Origin of the sequence: Bdellovibrio sp. SKB1291214 (genome assembly GCF_002209355.2) — a bacterium.
Classification (GTDB): Bacteria; Bdellovibrionota; Bdellovibrionia; order Bdellovibrionales; family Bdellovibrionaceae; genus Bdellovibrio.
Window position 1 is genome coordinate 3,113,459 of sequence record NZ_CP106855.1, and the last position, 20,326, is coordinate 3,133,784.

General features: G+C 44.9%; 18 protein-coding genes. 2 read left to right on the plus strand and 16 right to left on the minus strand.

The genetic code is table 11. The features are described from left to right. Positions 1-45 precede the first annotated feature (45 nt). Genes B9G69_RS15385 through B9G69_RS15395 form a run of 3 tightly spaced genes read right to left on the minus strand, consistent with a single transcriptional unit; the run spans position 46 to position 3,981 of the window. Positions 46-1,701: a cytochrome c biogenesis protein gene (locus B9G69_RS15385; protein ID WP_088614359.1), complete on the minus strand. Its 1,656-nt coding sequence runs from the start codon at positions 1,699-1,701 to the stop codon at positions 46-48. A gap of 3 nt (positions 1,702-1,704) precedes the next feature. Further along, positions 1,705-3,111 (minus strand): cytochrome c biogenesis protein ResB, encoded by a 1,407-nt coding sequence (locus tag B9G69_RS15390; RefSeq protein WP_088614358.1) that lies wholly within the window; start codon positions 3,109-3,111, stop codon positions 1,705-1,707. 60 nt (positions 3,112-3,171) lie between these two features. Beyond that, positions 3,172-3,981: an N-formylglutamate amidohydrolase gene (locus B9G69_RS15395; RefSeq protein WP_088614357.1), complete on the minus strand. Its 810-nt coding sequence runs from the start codon at positions 3,979-3,981 to the stop codon at positions 3,172-3,174. A 62-nt stretch (positions 3,982-4,043) separates the two neighbouring features. Here B9G69_RS15395 and B9G69_RS15400 point away from each other — a divergent pair, with 62 nt between their 5' ends. Together B9G69_RS15400 and B9G69_RS15405 are read left to right on the plus strand one after the other, a co-directional pair. Then, positions 4,044-4,619 (plus strand): cob(I)yrinic acid a,c-diamide adenosyltransferase, encoded by a 576-nt coding sequence (locus tag B9G69_RS15400; RefSeq protein ID WP_088614356.1) that lies wholly within the window; start codon positions 4,044-4,046, stop codon positions 4,617-4,619. Beyond that, complete coding sequence (locus B9G69_RS15405; protein ID WP_088614355.1) at positions 4,619-5,746, plus strand: hypothetical protein; 1,128 nt, start codon at positions 4,619-4,621, stop codon at positions 5,744-5,746. Before B9G69_RS15400 ends, B9G69_RS15405 begins: the two co-directional genes overlap by 1 nt. Before the next feature lie 92 nt (positions 5,747-5,838). On the opposite strand, the gene B9G69_RS15410 is transcribed toward B9G69_RS15405, so the two are convergent. The 13 genes from B9G69_RS15410 to purF form a co-directional block, all read right to left on the minus strand. After that, positions 5,839-6,393 carry a hypothetical protein gene (locus B9G69_RS15410; RefSeq protein WP_265437820.1) on the minus strand — a complete coding sequence of 185 codons (555 nt, stop codon included), beginning with the start codon at positions 6,391-6,393 and terminating at the stop codon, positions 5,839-5,841. Positions 6,394-6,493: 100 nt separating this feature from the next. Then, on the minus strand, positions 6,494-7,030 hold the full coding sequence (locus B9G69_RS15415) for a hypothetical protein (protein ID WP_088617333.1): 537 nt from the start codon (positions 7,028-7,030) through the stop codon (positions 6,494-6,496). A gap of 28 nt (positions 7,031-7,058) precedes the next feature. Continuing rightward, positions 7,059-7,457, minus strand: a complete 399-nt coding sequence (locus B9G69_RS15420; RefSeq protein WP_265437821.1) for a hypothetical protein — start codon at positions 7,455-7,457, stop codon at positions 7,059-7,061. 65 nt (positions 7,458-7,522) lie between these two features. Beyond that, on the minus strand, positions 7,523-8,761 hold the full coding sequence (locus B9G69_RS15425; protein WP_176401035.1) for a CHASE3 domain-containing protein: 1,239 nt from the start codon (positions 8,759-8,761) through the stop codon (positions 7,523-7,525). 242 nt (positions 8,762-9,003) lie between these two features. Further along, complete coding sequence (purM, locus tag B9G69_RS15430) at positions 9,004-9,999, minus strand: phosphoribosylformylglycinamidine cyclo-ligase (RefSeq protein WP_088617336.1); 996 nt, start codon at positions 9,997-9,999, stop codon at positions 9,004-9,006. A 9-nt stretch (positions 10,000-10,008) separates the two neighbouring features. Beyond that, positions 10,009-11,529 carry a bifunctional phosphoribosylaminoimidazolecarboxamide formyltransferase/IMP cyclohydrolase gene (gene purH, locus B9G69_RS15435; RefSeq protein ID WP_088617337.1) on the minus strand — a complete coding sequence of 507 codons (1,521 nt, stop codon included), beginning with the start codon at positions 11,527-11,529 and terminating at the stop codon, positions 10,009-10,011. Then, a complete protein-coding gene (locus tag B9G69_RS15440; protein ID WP_088617338.1) occupies positions 11,519-12,259 on the minus strand; it encodes a phosphoribosylformylglycinamidine synthase subunit PurQ in 741 nt (246 codons plus the stop codon). Before B9G69_RS15440 ends, purH begins: the two co-directional genes overlap by 11 nt. Continuing rightward, positions 12,243-15,290, minus strand: a complete 3,048-nt coding sequence (locus B9G69_RS15445) for a phosphoribosylformylglycinamidine synthase subunit PurL (protein WP_088617339.1) — start codon at positions 15,288-15,290, stop codon at positions 12,243-12,245. Before B9G69_RS15445 ends, B9G69_RS15440 begins: the two co-directional genes overlap by 17 nt. Then, positions 15,284-15,904: a phosphoribosylglycinamide formyltransferase gene (purN, locus tag B9G69_RS15450; RefSeq protein ID WP_254917111.1), complete on the minus strand. Its 621-nt coding sequence runs from the start codon at positions 15,902-15,904 to the stop codon at positions 15,284-15,286. Before purN ends, B9G69_RS15445 begins: the two co-directional genes overlap by 7 nt. Next, complete coding sequence (gene purD / locus B9G69_RS15455; RefSeq protein ID WP_088617340.1) at positions 15,901-17,139, minus strand: phosphoribosylamine--glycine ligase; 1,239 nt, start codon at positions 17,137-17,139, stop codon at positions 15,901-15,903. The genes purN and purD overlap by 4 nt, the downstream gene beginning before the upstream one ends. Then, entirely contained in the window at positions 17,121-18,143 is a 1,023-nt protein-coding gene (locus B9G69_RS15460) for a phosphoribosylaminoimidazolesuccinocarboxamide synthase (protein ID WP_088617341.1), read from the minus strand. Before B9G69_RS15460 ends, purD begins: the two co-directional genes overlap by 19 nt. After that, positions 18,140-18,847: an AIR carboxylase family protein gene (locus tag B9G69_RS15465; RefSeq protein WP_088617342.1), complete on the minus strand. Its 708-nt coding sequence runs from the start codon at positions 18,845-18,847 to the stop codon at positions 18,140-18,142. The genes B9G69_RS15460 and B9G69_RS15465 overlap by 4 nt, the downstream gene beginning before the upstream one ends. Then, complete coding sequence (purF, locus tag B9G69_RS15470) at positions 18,844-20,280, minus strand: amidophosphoribosyltransferase (RefSeq protein ID WP_265437822.1); 1,437 nt, start codon at positions 20,278-20,280, stop codon at positions 18,844-18,846. Before purF ends, B9G69_RS15465 begins: the two co-directional genes overlap by 4 nt. Between the last annotated feature and the right edge of the window lie 46 nt (positions 20,281-20,326).

Here is a 20,326-nt window from a genome sequence, read left to right on the forward strand (position 1 = left end):
CTTAAATTTTGTGCAAAACTCTTTCGCGCTGTTGCTAGAGAGTTTCTAAGATTTCGCGGATTTTTTATTGCGGCCTTGTCTGACAACCCACACGTAAAGGGCAAACAACATGTGTGCAGCAACAAAAGCAGACACATACTCGATACCACCCGCACCGAATCCGTAAGAATGAAGCCCTGCACCAAGAACGAAGTTCACACCGTACCAAGCCATGATAACTAAAGAGAAAGTGATAATCGCTGTCACTACCATACCGAAATTTTTGATCATCCCCGCGTATCTTGCATGTAGGACCGCCAAATATCCAAGCAAAGCGATCAAGGCCCAAGTTTCTTTTGGATCCCATCCCCAGAAACGACCCCATGAATAGTCAGCCCAGATTCCGCCCAAAATAATTCCCGGAGCCAAGAATGCGACACCGATTTGCATCGATCTGTAAATGGCTGTCACAATCGCGCGAATTTTGTCGTGGTTTTTTTCTTCGCCTTTTAGATAATAGAACAGACCAAGGTCGCCCAATCCAAACGCTAAGAAAAAGGCCGCGTAACTGATAGTGATAGTCATCACGTGGATGGTCAGCCAATAGTTGCTGCGCAGCACAGGCTCAAGCGGTTGAAGAGTTGGATCTAGCACCGCCGGTGCAAAGTCTGCAATCACCAGTGCAAACGCTGAAACAAGAGTTCCCGCGAACAAGATGATACGGAATTTATAGATAAGCTCCAAGATCGCAGCGAACAAAATGGTTCCCCACGAAACCCAAATCACCGTCTCGTACATGTTCGATACCGGCGCTCTTTCCATAATATACATACGCAGACCGAAGCCATAGGTATGAAGGATGAAGCCCAACGCAAGAAGCACCCAGCCGGCCTTCATCAAAGACTCTTTAGAAAGAGCCCAAACCAGCAAAAGCACAATCGCTGCTAAGATATAGAATACATAAGCCCAACGAAACGGATGGAAGCTGTTATAATGTACTTCGGCTTTGATTTTCGTATCGTGATTATAGGCCTCAGGATTTTCTGCACGAGCTGCCGTTTCAAATGCATTGACTGCTTCATCCAATTTAATTGCGGCCGCATCCACATCACCTTGATTTGAATTATTCGCCACCGCACCGATATACGTTACAAATGCCGTCGTGATGCCGACGAATTTTTGCTGAAAAGCCTCTGGCAAGTCAGCAACGGCAGTCCAGTTCATACCTTCTTTGGGAGGAAGAACACGAAGCATACGTCCTGCTGCCACCTCTTGGAAAACGAAGAATTGATTCTCCAGGCGTTGCAAAGCTTGGAAATACGGATTTAGTTTTTCTTTCGTTTCGCGTTTGGCCTGAAGCTCTTGGCGAAGCAACGTAAAACGATCACTGCCGAAAAGTTCCTGCCCGTTAAAGTATCTTTGGTCTTTGGGAAGCTTCATCGCTTCCAAAACTTGGTGATTGCGCACTTCAAAGATCTTTTTATCAGACCACGCTTGGGGCGACAGCATCCAAGTCAGAATAATTTCAGTCGCATTGCGACCCTCATATCTGCTTTTTCCGTAAACGATTTCCAGCATTTCTTTCGCAAAGCTGTCGTAAGGCTTGATACGACCGCCATCTTGCACTGGAAGATATTTGAGTTGATCACCGGGCTTTGCCATCGCCGTCAGCGCGGAGAAAGAAAGCAATACTGTTGTCAAAACTAGCAAAAGCTTTTTCATCTGTTAATTCCCGTCGTCTTTCTTTTTAGCTAATTTGAAATCTAAATGTTTAAACCACATCAAAAGCACCACACCGACACTTAAAATCAGTGAGCCCAAGTACTTCCAAGCGCGTCCCGGGTCTGCATTCACCGAGAAAATCGAAGCCACTGGATGACCGTTTTCCTCTTGGAAGCTGGCTTGATAAATCGTAAGCCCTTTGTATTTCAAGGGCTCGTTCATCGAGATTTCACGCTCGCCAAGTTCCGGAATTTCAACGACGCTTTTGTAAGCGGCGGCTCTCATCGTGCCTTGATAACGATCCACTGCAAATGATTTTAAAGCCACATTAAAATTCACATCAATGCGACGATTGCCGTAAGTTAACAAGTAAACTGCATTTTCCGTGAAAAGCTTCACCATGTCGTTCAAAAGCACCCAGTGAGCCTTGCCGTTAAAGATAATTTTGACTGCGGAAGTCGTTAGCGGAGTCGGTGCTGACATATCTTGAAGATCCCAATCCTCAAGGGCCGCCGGAATAAATCTTAGAATACGGAAATCCATCGCCATCTTAAAGCCGGGATTGAACATATCGCCTTCTTTAACGAAGCCCGTCTTTCCAGGTTTTTCAGACTCTTTGTAAAAGACAGCATACTTTAATCCGCCTTTTTCTTTATCTGGTTGCAAATAAATTTCGTTACGTCCTTGACCCTTTTCAGGAATAGGTCCCAAGTGAACTTGAGCTGGACCGAAATCATGCGTCTGAACAGAGTTGGCTTTTTTCTGAACCAACCACTCAATCACATTCACGTTTGGATTTTGAATTTGAAAACGCAAGCCTGAGCCCGCTTTACCACTTTCATCTGCGACAACTTTGCGCGACGGTAAAACGTATTTTTTATAATCGACAACTTTGATTTCCCCTGTGTAAAGAGGAATGACAGTGGGCTTGCTTTCAGTGGGTGGGTATTTGAAAAAATCCACCTCTTGTTCAAATGTCTTCGAATAGCGATCTCCGTCAAAGGAGCTGTAGATCACCATGTCCGTTTCACTTGTTTGCACCAGGTTGTTTTTCTGACCGATTTCGATGCGCATAGAACCATCGATGCCGTATTTCATCGTCAGCAAACCACCAAACAACAAAATGATGATCCCGATATGAGCCAACACGAAAGAGGCGTGCCGTCTTTTCCAAGGCAGACGGTCCACCATCACAGCGATGAGGTTGATCACAAGCAAACCCATGATCGAATACATATACCAAGTGTCGTAAACTAATTTTTTCGCCGCGTAGGCATCGTACTTAGCTTCAACAAAAGTTCCGATGGCCGTGATGACTGCAATTGAAAGAATAATAAAAACCGCCAGTTTCAAACTCGCCAGCGGTTTATTGATGCGCTTAAAAAAAGACTTCAAATTTTTATCTGCCATAGAGCGTTTATCATTAGATGAAACCCTGCCCTATGACTATGCTTTTTAGACTTCGACGCCCTACATTAGGTGCTTCAAATTGTTGCGGATATAGCTAAGAGCGAAGGCGATTTTCTCCTGAACCTTTTTCGCTTCCTCAGGTTTCAGCTTCTTGGTTTTCTCGTCCATGTAAAGTTCGCGGTTCATTTCAACCTGCAAAGTATGCATCTCGCGGGATGGATCGCCGTATTGTTCCGTGACGCGACCGCCAAAATACGGCCAGTTGTATCCAACTTTGAATCCTGCAGTCACATAGGCCGCTATCACCAAGTCTTTGAAACGCGGATCACAGCTTTTGCCTTTGCTATCGCTGACCACGATATCAGCACGGCGCTCGCCTGGATCGCGGTGCTCAGATGTTCCCACCGATGGCATCGAGTGCGCATCAATGTGGAAGGTTTTCGTGTAACCTGCTTGATGAAGTTTTCCGTAAAGATCACGGATATTATTATGGAAAGGCTCGTAAATGAGCTTCACCAACTCATCGTGAGCTTGTTGGGTCATTGGTTCTTTCATCAATGGATGTTTGTAGGTCGTGATCACCCAGTGAAATCCACGGTTGTGCATTCCTGCTGGATTTTTGTTGCCGATCACAGAAGTTGAATCCACGTCTTCTGGAACGCGATTCATATCGGCGGCATAGCGATGCCACTCGGTTTTAACAAATGGGATTTGAAGTTTGTGAAGTGTGGGTTCGTACAAGAAGTCAACGTACCGATCGACATCGCACATCACAATCTCTTCTGGCAGAGCATTCAACCAGGGCGTTTGCGGCGGGATTTTTTCACCGGAATGAGGAATAGTGACCATTAAAGGAGCTGTGATTTCCATCGGAACCTCTCTTGACCCACTCATACTAAAACGCGACACTTATATTGAAAAGGGCAAAAGTTATGACGACACCTCCCAAAGCAAAGATCTACACTCGCACCGGTGACAAAGGAACGACTCGTTTGGTTGATGGCTCCTGCGTCGAAAAATTCAATCCCCGCGTTGAGGCCTATGGGACGGTGGACGAGCTGAACTCCTATTTGGGAGTTTGCCGATCTTCTTTCCATACCTATCCAGAGCTACTTTCATTAGACGGAATTTTTGAGAAAATACAAAATGAACTGTTCAATATCGGTAGCTTGCTTGCGACCGAAAAAGACGAAGTTTTCCAAATGTTGCCCCCAATCACCGAAGAACAAATCCGTCGTGTTGAAAAGAAAATCGATGAATTAACGGCTGGTTTGCCAGAACTTCGCAATTTCATTTTGCCTGCGGGTCACATTGTGGCTTCACACATCCATGTCGCACGCACCTGCTGTCGCCGCAGTGAACGTCGTGCTGCCGAAATCGCAGTCAAAGACGATCGTTATTCCATGTGTTTGCAATACCTGAATCGCTTGAGTGACTTTTTGTTCGTGGCGGCCCGTTGGGTTAACTTGAAGATGGGACAAAATGAAGTCCTTTGGAAACAGACTTAATGAGACTTGAGATCGCCTCCCCCGACGACTCCGCTGCTTTGGTTGAATTTTACAAGAGTTTTCCATTAGATGGTCCTGTGCAAATCAAGATCGATCGCGATGGCAATTTCTTTAAGCCCTATGAAATTCATGGCGAAAAATCTTTAACCTACATGCTGAAGGACGAAGATAAACTGGAGGGAATGGCAAGCTTCGTGGTGCGCGATGTTTTGTTAGATAATAAAGTTCGCACCGTGGCCTTTGGCCGTGACCTGCGTATTTCATCGAATCGTAAAGCAATCATAGAATGGGGCCAGCATTTTTTGCCCGTGATGAATGAAGTCTCTTCGGTTCTTGATGCGAAGTACTTCTTTACGGTGATGAGCTTGAACGAAGCAAAATCCATGAACGCCTTCGTTCGCCAAAGAACTTTGAAACGCCCCTTGCCTCGTTATCACCTCTTCCGTCGTTTCAATATGATCTCGGTGCACGGAAGATTTCCATGGGCGAAAAATCCACTTCCGCATTTACGCATGCGCCATGGGAATCAACAGAACGTGGATGCATTGATTTATTATATCTCACAAAAATCCCGGTCCAAGGATTTAGCCACGGTCTGGGATGCGCAAAGTTTTCACGACAAATTGGATCGCTGGGAAGGCCTGAAGCTTGAGGACTTTATTATGGCGATCGATAAAAACGATAATATCGTCGGGTGCTGCGCACCTTGGTCTGCCGAAGGCATGCAAGATTTAATTCCAATGACCTACAATTTGAAGGCTCACAACTTCCGTCAGTTTTTAAAATTCGGCAAGATGCTGGGTTGGACTCGCACGATGACAAAGCCCTTTTCGCGCATCAAGATCGAAGCCAGTTTGAATTTCAAGTATTTGAATTTCCTGCACGCCGACAATGGTGACATTTTCGAAGCGTTATTATGGAAAGCTTTCGATGATGCTCAAGAAAATGAATTCTTGGTATATAATCAGATGAGATCAGAATACGTCTATCGTAGACCTATGGACTGGGTTTCGGCGAAAATCCCCTTCGGAGTTTACCTCATGACCCCGCCCGATTCCGAGCCACCAGACTTCATGCACCCCGTAAATGAAAAAGCCATCGAGATGGAGCCGTTCTTCACTTTCTAAAGGTACGGCCTTACTTTCTAACGGTAGGGCCTTACCTTCACCATCGAAACCTTACTGAGTAAAGTTTCTTGGTAGCGCGGCTGTTTAAACAATTATTTTACTGCATTTTTTTGGGCTGTGGCGCCGGCTTTGGATGAGGTTTTAAATTTCCGTTGCAGGTCTGTGCGAGCTTCGATGACGGCGTCACTAATGGATCTTTTTCCGTTGGATGTTTTGCTGTCGATGAGGTCTTCGCATGTAAAATAGGTGAAATCGAGCTCTTGCACGTTGGCTTGAGTGGGCTTTATCGCTCTGACTTTATCCAGATAGGCGGCGATAAATTTATCATAAAGTTCAATGACAGCGTTGACCGGCATCGAACGGCCACCCAGTTTTTCCATTGAAACACTACCTACTTTATCTGTTCCCCACTGAGCATAATTCCAAGCTGGTTCCGGCCGCTTTCCTTCATCTTGACGAATCAAATTTAAAGAATCATCACTGGAGGCCCATTGCATATCCATGTAATCGACCCGCACAACCCCTGTCTCGAGTTTCTGCAGAGCTCGTAAACACAGAACACGCTTTTCATCCAATTCCTTGGCAAAACCAAAGGATGGAATCAGGCAGATTGAGATTGTTAGAAATAACTTTAAATACGAAGCCATATCTTATGATCTCAAATTCAGGAAGAAGTGTAAATTACCAAAAAATAGGCATATGTTCACAGCATGAACACGCAAATCTGCGGGATCGAATAGATTGTTTTTAGGGGCTGTTATAAGGGTCCAAATGAGTGTTCGTTACACGAAGTTTCGTGAGACTCGGAGCATGTTCTTCGCCCACACAATTTTCAATCATTTTCCTCAATTTCGAATAGGCTGGCGATATGTACATCTTAGATTGAAGCCACGCCATTGCATAAACGAACACCAGGATGAAAATAAGATTTGGGATGCTGCCGTTCATATAGACTCCCAAAACCACGGTCACAATGGCGACGCAAAAAAATCCAGTGGCAAATCGGCGCTCACTGGCGCGCACAATTTCAACAGCTATAAAATCAGAATCATTTCTATTTTTAACAGTTATTTTCCACAACATAGGAATCAAATAAAGGCCGGGATGAATATCTGATTCATACATATTGATGCGGAATTCTTGCTCTGACGAAGACACGAGCTTACCGCCGGTCAGAACCAGATGCTGCTTAAGTCTTGCGAAAGAGCGAGCCTTGTCGGCTGATTCCTCATAGACGTGATGTGTGTAACTTGGAAATATCCGAAATTTAAAACCTTGCTCCACGGACCCTCGTAAGAGCTCTATTATCCAATCAGGATCCCGATTTTACAAACTTTGTCGATACTAAGGAATCTTCGATTGCCACTTCACAGCGAGCGAGGGCTGGGGAAATTGAATGGAACCAAATAACGACGGAGCCGTCTTTAAATCCCGCCCATTTTGCTGGTGAAAACGTTCCACGATTCGCGGCATTTACAGTGTCACCGGCTGGGTTCCTTAGAACCATTTTGTCGAATGATGAAGCTCCCGTTAATTGCATGACTTCGTCCAAAGACTTTCCGATTTGTATTTGATCGCAGAAATCTTGAGCTCGGGCTTCGGTATTCTTAGAGCTGATAAGGACCGTAGCAATGCCTCCCACAATAGAAACACTCAGAAAACCCACGACTATCACAAGCATTTTGATGACTTTTCTTGTTTTTAAACTCATGCATCGACCTCACTCAAAATAGCTTTGAGTTTATGATAATCAGAGTCAACTGCAAAATGCATCGCTCACACATGGCCATCTTGAATGTTGGACGAGGACTTCACTGATGATGTCAATTGCTCTCGAATTTCCTCGAGTTCTTTTATGGCCCTCCGTTTTTCTTCAAATTCTTTCGCTTGTCCTAAAGAAGACGAGAGCATCACAGAAACGAGTGAAAACGCTTTAAAGACTTCATCGTCATAGAAATTAGGACTCATTGAATAATTTTTTAGAACGCCCAAGAGTTCATCTCCATAATACAGGGGCACGATGATCATAGAGCGTAGATGAATCTTACGGCACGCTTCGCGATCCACGCGGTCATCAAGTTCGGAGTCTTTGCACATAAGAGGTTTTTGCTCCCTTAGGCACAATCCCGAAAAACTGCTGCGCGCTTTAATTCGAGTGCCAATAAAGGAACGAGCGGCACCTCCAGCATAACGATACACCAGATCTCCACTGTCTATATCGAGTTCTTCAATAATGGCGCCATCTGAATCCGTCAAATCCATTGATAAGTTCACGACCTTATTTAAAATAAGGTCAATATCCATGCGCGAACTTGATAAGTTATTCTGGATTTCAATAACTTTAGAAAAAACCTCCTTTGTTCTTTCCAAGGATCGATTTGATTCCATCATCGACTGTTCCATCTGTACCCGGGCGCTCAAGTTCCTCAGTAAAAAAAATATCAATCCTAAAACTAGCACCACAGTGAAAACGCAACCCACTGTATTCGCAATCTTACTCGTCTTAATTGTCTTGCGAACAACGCCATTTATGACGGCGATTTTTGCGATTTGCCCAGACTCCAGCTCATCAAATATCTTTCGCAGATCTTCCATATCAGCTTGACCAGCATCAGTTGCGATTATCTCCAAAGCAGTTTGCTCTTGACCTTTCTTCTTAAAATCAATTGTTCGCTTTAACTCGATTAATTTTCTGTTCGTTATCCTTTCAGCATGCAGTAAGCGGTCCAGCTGTTCAGGATCATCCTGCAACTTCGCTTTCAGTTGGTTAAATTTATCTTCAACCAAAAGGGTCGCTTCTTTATAAGGAGTTAGATAGCGCGTGTTACCCGTGAGTAAGTATCCCCGCTGTCCTGTCTCTGCATCGGTTATTAGCGACTTTAGAATTTGAAAATCAAAAGCGACACGACGAATCTGAGCCCGTTCGTTCGTAGCGCGCTCCACGTAAGCCAGACGCGTTTGCAAAAACCAGCTTGTAAAAATCAATCCAAGAGTCGCTATAACAAAACCGAACAAAATTTTCTTGTACGTATTAGGAATCTTCGAACCTAGGTCCAACGTACACCCCTTTCAATCCATTTTACTTTAGTAAACAATAGCATGTCGTATCAAATACTTCGCACAGGGAAGCATTTGGCGGCATGTGGATTGATAACATACAATAAGAGTTTGAACGGCTTGGATATTGCCTGGGGACTTAATGATTAGTTTTCAAGAAATCCTGAAAAAAGAAGGCTCCGTTATGGAGCCTATTCATCTTATTTTGGTGTATTGATTTGGCCTGTGCCTTTTTTGACGTAGCCGATTTCCCAAAATTTTTCGTCCTGGGTTTTTAAATGGTCTTTGATCATTCCTGCGAAGGACTTTTTAACCAACAACACCAGCCCCACGCCCATGTTAAAGGTTTTGTACAGTTCCTCGTTTGATAGGTTTGTTCTATCCACGATGGTTTTTATTACTGGAGCTGTGTTGTTCAGACTTGGCCAGCCATTCAAAACGTAATCAAATTTTTCACTGATACGCGGGATATTGTGTATACCACCGCCCGTGATATGCGCCATTGCAAGAATCGCCTGAGGGGCATTTTTACGAATGGAGTTCACAAGGTTCACGTAGATCTTTGTGGGAACCAATAATTGATGGATCAGTTCCGTCTCGCCGTCTTTTACTAATTTTCTCAACAGAGAATAACCATTCGAGTGAAAGCCGCTGGACGCGATACCAATCAAGACGTCGCCTTCTTCGATATTAGATTCATTGAACATGTCTTTAGGATGAACATCGCCCACACTGAAACCTGCAACATCGTACTCATCCCCTTGGTACATACCTGGCATTTCTGCTGTTTCGCCACCGATTAAGGCCATTCCGGATTGTCTGCAACCATCCACCATACCTGCGATCAATTCTTCACTCACGCGGGTATCAAGCTTACCGAAAGCCATGTAGTCCAAAAAAAACAAAGGCTTTGCACCAACACATAACAAGTCATTCACACACATAGCAACCAGGTCAATACCCACGCCGTGATGTTTATTCATTTGTTGAGCAAGCTTCAATTTAGTTCCAACACCGTCCGTACTGGAGGCGATGATACGATCATCGCTAACTTGGTAAAGAGCCGCGAATCCACCAATCCCTTGCAAGACTTGATCATTGTGAGTTGTCGGCACCAAAGCTTTAATACGCTCTACGAACGCATCGCCTTTGTGAATATCTACTCCAGCTTTTGCATAATCCATTACTTCTGACATCTTAAACTCCTAGTGCAAGAAATGGCGACGGCCAGTGAAGATCATTGAGATATCGCGCTTGTTCGCTTCAGCAATCACGTCTTGGTCTTTGATTGATCCACCTGGTTGAACGATGTATTTCACGCCCACTTTAGACGCCACTTCGATGGAATCCGGGAATGGGAAGAAAGCATCTGAAGCTAAAACCATTTCAGAGGCATCCGTGACGTTTTTCTCTTTCAAGCGAGGAATCACCAATTTTTCGATACAATCCACGCGGTTCGTTTGACCTGATCCCAAAGTCACCATTTCAAACTCCGATCCACGCTGCGCACAGACCGCAATGGCATTGCTCTTAAGATTTTTCACACATAAGAACGCAAAGGCTGCGAGTTTTTGCTTTTCCTGTGGGAAGGAGTTGGTTGTGACGGGAGTAAAGCTTGCGGTTGAGAAATTGTCTTTCTCCTGAACCAAAGCTCCGCCCTCGATCGTCCGAACTTGCCAGCTGGATTTTTTATCTAAGCTGATGGGAACAAGGCGGCAGTTCTTTTTAAGCATCGTCTGAGCCTCGGCTGAAAATTCAGGGGCCATAATCACTTCCACAAATTTATCTTGGAAGAAAACGGCCACTTCAGCGGTCACTGGAAAACTAAGTGCCAGAACTCCACCGAATGAAGACTTCTCATCCCCCTTCCAAGCAAGATCCAGAGCACGAAGTGGCGTTTCAGCTATAGCCAAGCCGCAAGGAGTGTTATGTTTCACAACGACAGCAGATGGATGAGCATAGTCACCCTGCCACGCCCAAAGGTCTTTCAAAGACTGGGCGGCAAAGTCTGCATCTAAAAAGTTATTGTAAGACATCTCTTTGCCTTGAAGAGTCTCTTTGTGAGCTAGGCCTTGAGAAAATGGATCTTTCAAAAGTACGGCTTTTTGGTGAGGATTTTCGCCATAACGAAGTTGCTCACCTGTGCTTTGAGTTAAGTAGGCAGCAATGGCCATGTCATAGAACGCCGTCATTGTGTAAACCTTGGCAGCGCATTTTTTACGGAAGTCCATTGAAGTATTTCCGTTGTTTTCATTCATATTTGACATGAATTCTTTGTATTGGGAAGGTTCGCACAAAACTGTGACAGCTTCGTGATTCTTAGCTCCGGCGCGCAACATCGTAGGTCCACCAATATCGATGTTTTCAACGCACTCCGCGAACTCAGCACCCTTTTCAACTGTTTGATGGAAGGGATATAGGTTCACGACGACCAAGTCGATCGGCTTGATCTTCAATTCTTGCGCCCTCGCGATATCTGCTTCGTCATGACGACGGAACAACAATGAAGAAGAGATTTCAAAGCTTAAAGTTTTCATACGGCCTTGGAAGGCCTCTGGGTTGCCACTGATTTCCTCAACAGCTGTCACTGGCAATCCAACTTGCTCAAGAGCTTTGGCTGTGCCACCACTTGCAATCAACTCCACATTTTGTTTGTGGAGATTTTGCGCAAGCTCAATCAAACCTGTTTTATCGGAAACGCTCAACAGAGCTCTTTTAATTTTCATGACGACCTTTCAAGTATTGCAAAGCACTTTTAAAAAATTCCAAACCCCAGGCTTCTCCGTTGAAGGGCAGATGCCAGTCCTGAAGAGCTGCTTCCGGATGAGGCATCAAAGCGAAAACCAATCCGCTTGAATCACAGACTCCAGCGATACGATCAACCGCCCCGTTAAAGTTTTCCTTATAACGAAGAACGATCTGATTGTTTTTTTGAAGACCTTTAAGAACTTCATCACTTTCGCACATAAAGCGACCCTCACCGTGACGTGCAGGTAAAACAAAGTTTTCAGGTAAGTTTTTAGTCCAAATACAAGGTGACTTCGTGTTGCGTTCTAGTTCAACCCACTCATTTTGAAAGTGACCCTGTTCGTTTTTAATCAAGGAACAGCTTTTTTGAAAATTTGCGTCGGGTAAAAGTCCCAAGCGGACCAAGGTTTGAAAGCCGTTACAAATTCCCATGACGGGGAATTTCTTAACGAAGGCCTGAAGCTCTTCTTTAACAAAACGTTCAAGTTTTAAAGCCAAGATTTGGCCACTGCCCAAGTGATCTCCGAATGAAAATCCACCGGGAATTACCAGACCTTGAAAGTTTCGAAGCATTTCTGGTTTTTCCACCAGATCGTTGATGTGAACTTTTTCAGCCTGACCACCTGCGAGTTCCACAGCACGAGCTGTTTCATTTTCGCAGTTAATTCCATCACCCCAAAGGACCATGAAATTAGGCGTTGTAGACATTTAAAACTCCTTCAGACCAAATCGTTTGCAGATCAGAAACTTTGACCGAATGGGAATCCCCATTGAAATTCCATTTAAAAGAATTATTCGCAGTCACCTGCCCAAGCTTGATCGAGCAACGATCAAAATAACGTTCAAACAATGCGACCTTGTCAGAAGGAACACTGACAACAAATTGAGAGCCCATTTCCGACCACAAATTTTCCCACTTTAAATCACGCAGATCTATGTCAGCACCCAATGCATTTCCAAAACAGCATTCAGCCAAGGCAGACATCAAACCGCCTTCTGAAATATCGTGGCAAGAACTTAAAAGATCGTGTTGAATCGCTCCATAGACCAAGCGATATAGATCACGATTCTTAGCTAAATTCGGATATTCAGGCTTGGATGAAACGGTTTCGAACTCTTGAGCGAATACAGAGGCGGTTAGGCTTTCTGTCAACTGACCCAAAAGGTAAATGTTATCGCCAGCTTTATTAAAAAACCCGTTTACTGTTTTCCGAGCATCAGGCACTTGGCCGATGGCCGTCATTAACAGTGTCGGGGGAACGGAGATCTTAACTGTTTCCCCTGACTTTACTTTACCGATGAAATCATTCTTCATGCTGTCTTTACCACTCACCAGCGGGGCCTTGTAAGCCAACGCCGCGTCGTAAAGACCGGCACAAGCGCGCACCAATTGAGCCATCTTGTGTTCAGCATCTGGATTTGATTTTTTCGGAGTGGGATCTGGCCAGCAGAAATTATCAACCAACGCCAACTTATCTGGATCAGCCCCTGTCGCCACCAAGTTTCGAACAGACTCATCAACTGCACGTTGAGCCATCAAATACGTGTCGTAATAAGAAAGCTGGGGGCACAATCCATTAGACACAGCCACGGCATTGTGCTCTTGACCACCATGAACTGATAGATCAATCACACCCGAATTGTTCGCACCCTGCTGAGTGGAACCACCATAAGGTTTAACACGAGTGGCCCCTTGGACTTCGTGGTCATAATAACGAACTAAGGGTTCACGAGAAGCCACATTGGGATTTGCCAATACAGTTTTAAGAGCTTCTTCGATATGCGCTGACGTTGGAGCCAAAGTTTTCTTAGGCGTTGCTCTGAAATATTCTTTGTACTCTTTCGGACCTTGGAAGTGAGCATTCAATTCCATTTTACTTAAGCCATCATGCAGGAACTCAAGTTCTATTTTCGCCAAAGGTTTATCGCCGTAATTGACTTCAAACATCCCTGAGTTCGTGAATTCACCCAAGCAAGAGGCCTCAACGCCCATTTTCGCTGCCAATTCCAAGAACTGATGAAGGTTCTCAGGAGCCACCGCAAAAGACATACGCTCTTGAGATTCACTGACCAGCATTTCCCAGAATTCCAAACCGTGGTACTTCACTGGATGTTTAGAAAGATCCATACGCGCGCCACCCGACAATGTCGCCATTTCTCCGATGGAAGAGCTCACTCCACCAGCACCATTATCAGTGATAGCTTGAATCAGGTTTTTATCACGAGCGATCAATGTGAAATCCAAAAGACGTTTTTGTGTGATACTATCGCCGATTTGAACAACGTTGGATGCGACTTTATCATTCAATTCTAAGGAGCTGAAGGTCGCCCCGTGAACGCCGTCTTTACCTAAACGACCACCCGCCACAACGATCATATCTCCAGGACGGATTGCTTTCATCTCGGTATTTTTGCCGTGAACTTGCTTTGGCATAACTCCCAGAGAGCCGACAAAGATCAAAGGCTTTGCCGCAAATTCGCTAGCAAAGTGGAAAGCACCGTTTACTGTAGGGATACCGCTTTGATTTCCACCCTCTTCTACACCTTGATGAACTCCGCGAAAGATCACTCCTGGATCTTTCAAAAGATCAGGACGTTGCGGGTGATCTGTATTCGGGAAAAGATCTTTTTTCGACAGACAGAATACATCCATGTTCGCGATAGGCTTCGCACCCACACCGCAACCAAGGATGTCACGATTCACACCCAAGATCCCCGTGATCGCACCGCCGAAGGGATCTAGAGCTGAAGGACTGTTATGAGTTTCAACCTTCACACAGACGTTTACATTTTTATCAAAATCAACGATACCGGCATTGTCTTTAAAGACCGAAACCAGATAACCACAGTCCTGCAATTTTTTAGTCGCAGCTTGAATATAGGATTTATAAAGGCTTTTGATTGTTTGGGAACCCAAGCGTGGAACGTCTTTGACGTCGTCCTCTGTATACTCAACATTCGCTGCAAAAATCTTATGTTTACAGTGTTCACTCCAAGTCTGTGCCAAGCATTCAATTTCAACTTCAGTCACATATCCCGCCCAGCCCATAGCCGCACGAGCTTTCATTTGTTCTGGAGAAGTAAAATGACTGATCACGGTCTGAATTTCAACATCAGACAAAGCCAAACCACGTTCTTGATTTAATTTTTCTAAAACTTCTCTTTTTAAAGGGAAGAGTTGCAGTTCTGGTTTATGTTCAGTTTCGACTTTCCAATAGTCATGGAAGTTACCAAAAGAGTTTTCAATTTTAAGCTCTCTACCACGTTTCACTTGAACCTTTTGAAGCAATGGATTTGCCAAAGTTTGGAAAAGGACCTTTTCGATTTGGTGTTGATTAAAATCTTCACCCAGTTCGATTTGCCAGCCGCTATGAACTTCAACGGGGAAATCCTGCCAAGATTTTGTAGAGCCACCAGAAACTAAATACAATGCCTCGGTTGCAGATCTTGCCCAGTTGTCAGTAACCCCACCTAAATAGCGAACTTCGACGTAAACTTTTCCCTCGTGGTATTCCGGATAACCCATCGTTAGATCTTCAGTGATAGGATCGCAGAAAACCTTTTGCAGATCGTTTTTCATATCCCACTTAGAAAATGCACCTGGAGTTTTTTCCATCAACCAGAAAACACGGGATAATTTAAGATCTTTTGCAGGAGCCACAGGTCCGAACAACTTTTTTAGATATTCTTCCTGAGAGTTATCGATACGACTGCGAACGGCCACTCTATGCTTTAGCATTTGACGGTTTCCTTAAAATAATGAGTTGGAATTTCTCCCAAAACGATCTTTTCTAAAAATTCAGTATAAATTTGATGTTCCAGGCGATGAACGCTGGCTTTGAAATCTGCAAAGGCTGTGAACTCTTTCAATGAAATTGCTGCCTGCTTTAGCACAGGACCTGCATCCATCCCTTCGTCAACTAAATGTAAGGTCACGCCACTCTCAGAAACTTGATCCGCAAATGCACGCTCCAAAGAATGGGCGCCAGGGTAAGCTGGCAATAAACTTGGATGAATATTTACGACTTGTGCGCGACCTTCATGACGTTCCGCCAAGGACTTCAAAAAACTCGGAGACAAAAGACGCATGTATCCCGCAAGCAAGATCCAGTCGATCTGATGTTGATCAATCAACTTCAAGACCTCTTGCTCATGTTGCAAGCGATCTGCTTTTTTCTTGATAACATAGCGTCTTGTATTTAAAGACTGAGCTTTTGCTAACACTCCCGCTTCAGTCTTATCAGAAAAAACAAATTCCACCTGCCCGCCCAGGGAGTGCATTTTTTTAATCAAGGCTTCGGCGTTGGAGCCGGCCCCTGACGCAAAGATGGCGACGCGTGGAGTTTTAATCATTGAGCAATGTCCTCTCGGAAGTACAAACCTTGGAATTGAACTTTGCGGATCTCTTGGTAGGCCTTCATTCGAGCCTCGTCACGAGTTTTCGCCAAAGCCGTCACTCCAAGCACACGACCCCCGGTATTTACCAAGTTTTCGTTCTTCGTTGATACTCCGGCAAAGTAGATATTTGTACCCTCAGTAGAAGCTGTTGGAATTTGAATCGCGTGGCCTAAATCCATCGTGTTGCCTGGATAGCCTTTGCTAACGGCGACAACGTGAACGGAGCGATAGTCATGGAACTCTGTTTTTTGCTTCTCCAAGCGACCTTGAACGGCCTTCACTGAAAGATCCAACAAGTCGCTTTTAATTCTTGGAAGTAAGGCCTGAGTTTCTGGATCTCCCAAACGCACGTTGAATTCCAAAACATAAAGTCCCTTATCGGTCTTCATCAGACCCGCAAACAAGAAACCTACGTACGGTTTTCCCTTACGTTTCAAAGATTTCAAAGATTTTCTAAAGATGTCATCAATCGCTGCTTCATCGTCTGTAGAAATGAAATCACATGGGCTGAATGCCCCCATACCACCCGTGTTCGCACTGAAGGGATCAGGGGTGATGCGTTTATAATCGCAAGCTGTACCCAAGATCACAAAGTCTTCACCATCGCACAAAGCAAAGGCAGAAAGTTCACGACCGATCAGGCATTCTTCAACTAACAACGGGAAACCGTAAGCCGTCGTCAAATCATGAACCGCGGCTTTTGCAGTTTCCAAAGTCTCACAGACAGCGACCCCCTTCCCCGCAGCTAAACCATCGGCTTTCACTACAATGGGAGTTTTAAAGTCATGTTTTTCAAGAAAAGAAATCGCCTCTGCCACCGTATTCGCTTTTTGATAAGCGGCCGTTAAAAGACCTGCGTCCTCTAAGATCTCTTTACAAAAATACTTGGAAGCTTCTAAATGCGCGGCCTCGCGAGAAGGTGCCAGGCACGCGACACCATTTGCTTCCAAAACTTCTTTAAGGTCAGACAAAATTGCGGCTTCGGGACCGAAAACAACCAAATCAACCCGGTTCGTTTTACAAAATGCTAAAACGTCAGGTGTTTTTTCAACGTTCACACATTGAAGACCCACTTTGCTCATTCCTGGATTGCCAGGAGCAACCCACAAAGTCTCGAGCATCTTTGATTCAGAAATTTTCTGTGCGATCGCGTGTTCGCGACCGCCCTTGCCTACAACCAGGACGCGCACTGCTGTCTCCAGTTTTTCAAACTTGCTTCTTTTTCAAAGGGAGCCGTCTTACCTAATGACCACGCCATCTCATTCGCCAGAGATGTGTAAAGCATTGATGCCACTTTAATTTGCTCTGGATTCAACACTTGCGGAACTTCCTTAAGCTCATGAGCGCAAATTTCTTTCCAGTTATTAGCACCACGTTCTTTGGCGATATCTTTCGCTTTACCAACAGCTTGATACCAAGTTGTTGGAGCATAAATCTGACGAAGGAATTCTTTAGACAACGGAGCGTTTTCGTAAGTCAATCGCAGCTCGTCAGGGCCGATGGAATCAACCATGAACAACTCCCGTCCATTCTCCCCGCGTCCGCCGAAAGCGAATTCGAATTTTCCGTCCCACAACTTGACACCGAAAGAAGCAAATAAGGATTGTAAGTGTTTTGCCACCTCTTCCGTCATTTTGCGGACTTGCGCCAGTTCGTTGGCATCAATCACGTTCAGGTCTTGGATTTCTTTGTTTGTCATATAACGATCTGTCGTCTCAAGCTTCGTCGAATACTCGACGATCGGCGGCATGAAAGTTTTTGAGGAATCTGGAATTTCAGTGAGGCCCAATTCCGCCATGTAAGCCGGATTCTTTTTCAAGCGGCCTTCTAAAGAATTTCCTTTACCCAAAAGGATGCGGAAGATCACTTCTAAAGGAACCAAACAGTTCGTGGGTTTATCAGCATAAACTGTATAATCGTAAACACCGTTTTCCCAAATAGGACGATGAACAGCGACTTCATTCACCAAAATGGAATCCGCGCTGTGCGGTTTCATGTAATGAGACTCGATGCCTTTGTCTTTCAAATGTTCAAAAAACATCCCGGCCATAGCTGCCAAGGCCTCACCCTTTTGAGGGATTTCGTTAGGCATTTCGCCCCAATCAAAAACCGAGTAACGATTGCTGTATTTGAAAAGCAGTCCTGCATCTGTTTTATAGATGTCTTTTACGGAACCACGGTACAAAAGGTTCATACCAATGCCTCTTTCATTTTTTTGATTTGAAGAAGGAAGTTTGTGATGTTGTTGACACCCACCCAAGCGCCACCGGATTTAGCAACGGCAAAGAATTCGTTCGCAAGGTTTGAGTTTTTAAGTTCTTCTTTATCACAGATGTACATGCAAAGATTTTTGCCTTGAGGTTTTTCGCCCACCATCACAAGCTCACCTTGGCAATGCGGACTGTTTGGATCAACCCATACAACTTCCACACCCGCTTTTTCGCGGATATCTTGAAGCATTTTTGCCAAAACCGGAACTTCACTGCGGTATGGATTCCAAGAAAGTTCCAGCTTGTCTTGGTTATAGCCTTTGGCCTTTTTCAAAAGCTCTGGAAGAAGCTCGATCTGATTTTCCATAACCGCAGCCACTGGGATATCTTTTGGCATTTGCGCAATCGATAAGAACGCATCCATTCCGCCGAAAGCCCCGTTGATGGCTACGCCAAACACTGGCTTTTGAGTCAAGGACGCCACAACACCTGGCAGATGAGCTGCAAGACCCGCTCCCGCCACAAAAGCATTCGCTTCTGATGTTGTTACAACTTCACGAACACGTGCTGGATGACGGTGGGCTGAAGCCACTTCCATCTTTACGTTCGCAACGTTTTCCAATGATTGACACAAAGGAGCGTAAACACGCTCATCACTTTGACTGCCGAAAAGAACTTGAATCTTCATACGTTCACCTCGTTTTTACCGCCGCCACCGATATTGTGGGTGCGAGCATTAATAAAATCTTCTTTAGAAACTGGAACTGGATAATCGCCATCTAAAAGTTGAGTCAGTGGCAGGTAAATCAATCCATCCACTCCCAACAACTCAGCCACTTGGTCTTCGGTCCGTTTGTGTGCGACCAAAGCTTCCCCTTCCGGGAAATCAATACCGTAAAAACATGGATTACGAATCGGAGGACACGTGCTTGCTAAGTAAACTTTCTTAGCGCCCGATTCTCTCAGTAACTGAATGATTCGCGCAGATGTCGTGCCGCGAACAATGCTGTCATCGACCAGCAAAATACTTTTACCGCGGATTTCACTTTCAACCGGCATAAGCTTAAGATTAACCATAGCTTTACGAACTTCCGGTTCGTTTACGATAAAGCTTCTTTGCACATAGCGATTTTTGATCAGAACTTCGCGGTAAGGTGTGTGTAAAACTTCTGCCAAACGAAGAGCAGCCGCGCGAGACGTGTCTGGCACAGGAGCCACCACATCAATTTCAATTCCCTGTTCTTGCATCTTACGACGAGTTTCATTCGCTAATACTTCGCCAAGTCGCAAGCGCACATCATACACCGGGCGCCCATGCCATTCTGTTTCCGCACCCGCGAAATAAATCCACTCAAACATACAAGGACGGGCTTTTTTCTCGGCCATGGGGTAAGAGTGGAAATTCTGGTCTTTATCAACGAAAACAAATTCCCCGGGCTTCAGATCACGGAAGTACTCGAAGCCCAGGGCGAAAAACACCTGCTTTTCAGAGGCAAAACAATAGCTATATTTATCCCCGATAGATTTTCGTCCTATTAATAGAGGACGAATTCCTTGGGTGTCGTTAAAGGCAAACATACCCTCGTCAGCCATCATGCCGACGACACTGTAAGCGCCTTGAACTTTTTCGACGACCTGCTGAGCTGCCTTGCCCAGAATTTCAGGAGATAATTCCTTACCAGCCTCCAGCTGATCCGAAACACCAATCGACATCATATGCAGAAGTAATTCCAAGTCGTTACGAGTGAACGTCCAACGACTGCGGCGCTTACGAACGTACTCAACGATCTCATTATAATTAGTCACGTTCCCGTTGTGGGCCATGCCGATACCGTTTGGATAACTGACGATCAGAGGTTGAAGGTCCGCTTTCTCGACCGTTCCAATCGTGGAATAGCGAGTATGTCCCAAAGCCATGCTGCCTTTAATCTTTTCCAATTTATCCATTGGAAAGACCTGAGAGACCAATCCCAGATCCTTTTCAAGATGAAACTCACCTCGAGAGAAATCGAAACTTAAAATACCCGCGGCGTCCTGACCACGGTGCTGAAGGGCAAACAAAGCGGGAAATAATTTTTCGCCCGCTTTATCTTCACCAATCAACCCCACAACTCCACACATCGATTGCTCCTAAAGCTGTGGCATCGTCACTGATGCCACCTTAAAA

Bases quoted from the DNA above. Each gene is read 5' to 3' on its own strand.
- B9G69_RS15405 (WP_088614355.1), top strand. From the start codon at position 4,619: ATGAGACTTGAGATCGCCTCCCCCGACGACTCCGCTGCTTTGGTTGAA.
- B9G69_RS15400 (WP_088614356.1), top strand. From the start codon at position 4,044: ATGACGACACCTCCCAAAGCAAAGATCTACACTCGCACCGGTGACAAA.
- B9G69_RS15465 (WP_088617342.1), bottom strand. From the start codon at position 18,847: ATGAAGATTCAAGTTCTTTTCGGCAGTCAAAGTGATGAGCGTGTTTAC.
- B9G69_RS15420 (WP_265437821.1), bottom strand. From the start codon at position 7,457: ATGAGTTTAAAAACAAGAAAAGTCATCAAAATGCTTGTGATAGTCGTG.
- B9G69_RS15460 (WP_088617341.1), bottom strand. From the start codon at position 18,143: ATGAACCTTTTGTACCGTGGTTCCGTAAAAGACATCTATAAAACAGAT.
- B9G69_RS15440 (WP_088617338.1), bottom strand. From the start codon at position 12,259: ATGTCTACAACGCCTAATTTCATGGTCCTTTGGGGTGATGGAATTAAC.
- purH (WP_088617337.1), bottom strand. From the start codon at position 11,529: ATGAAAATTAAAAGAGCTCTGTTGAGCGTTTCCGATAAAACAGGTTTG.
- B9G69_RS15410 (WP_265437820.1), bottom strand. From the start codon at position 6,393: ATGGCTTCGTATTTAAAGTTATTTCTAACAATCTCAATCTGCCTGATT.
- purN (WP_254917111.1), bottom strand. From the start codon at position 15,904: ATGATTAAAACTCCACGCGTCGCCATCTTTGCGTCAGGGGCCGGCTCC.
- purF (WP_265437822.1), bottom strand. From the start codon at position 20,280: ATGTGTGGAGTTGTGGGGTTGATTGGTGAAGATAAAGCGGGCGAAAAA.
- B9G69_RS15385 (WP_088614359.1), bottom strand. From the start codon at position 1,701: ATGAAAAAGCTTTTGCTAGTTTTGACAACAGTATTGCTTTCTTTCTCC.
- B9G69_RS15445 (WP_088617339.1), bottom strand. From the start codon at position 15,290: ATGCTAAAGCATAGAGTGGCCGTTCGCAGTCGTATCGATAACTCTCAG.
- B9G69_RS15390 (WP_088614358.1), bottom strand. From the start codon at position 3,111: ATGGCAGATAAAAATTTGAAGTCTTTTTTTAAGCGCATCAATAAACCG.
- B9G69_RS15395 (WP_088614357.1), bottom strand. From the start codon at position 3,981: ATGGAAATCACAGCTCCTTTAATGGTCACTATTCCTCATTCCGGTGAA.
- purM (WP_088617336.1), bottom strand. From the start codon at position 9,999: ATGTCAGAAGTAATGGATTATGCAAAAGCTGGAGTAGATATTCACAAA.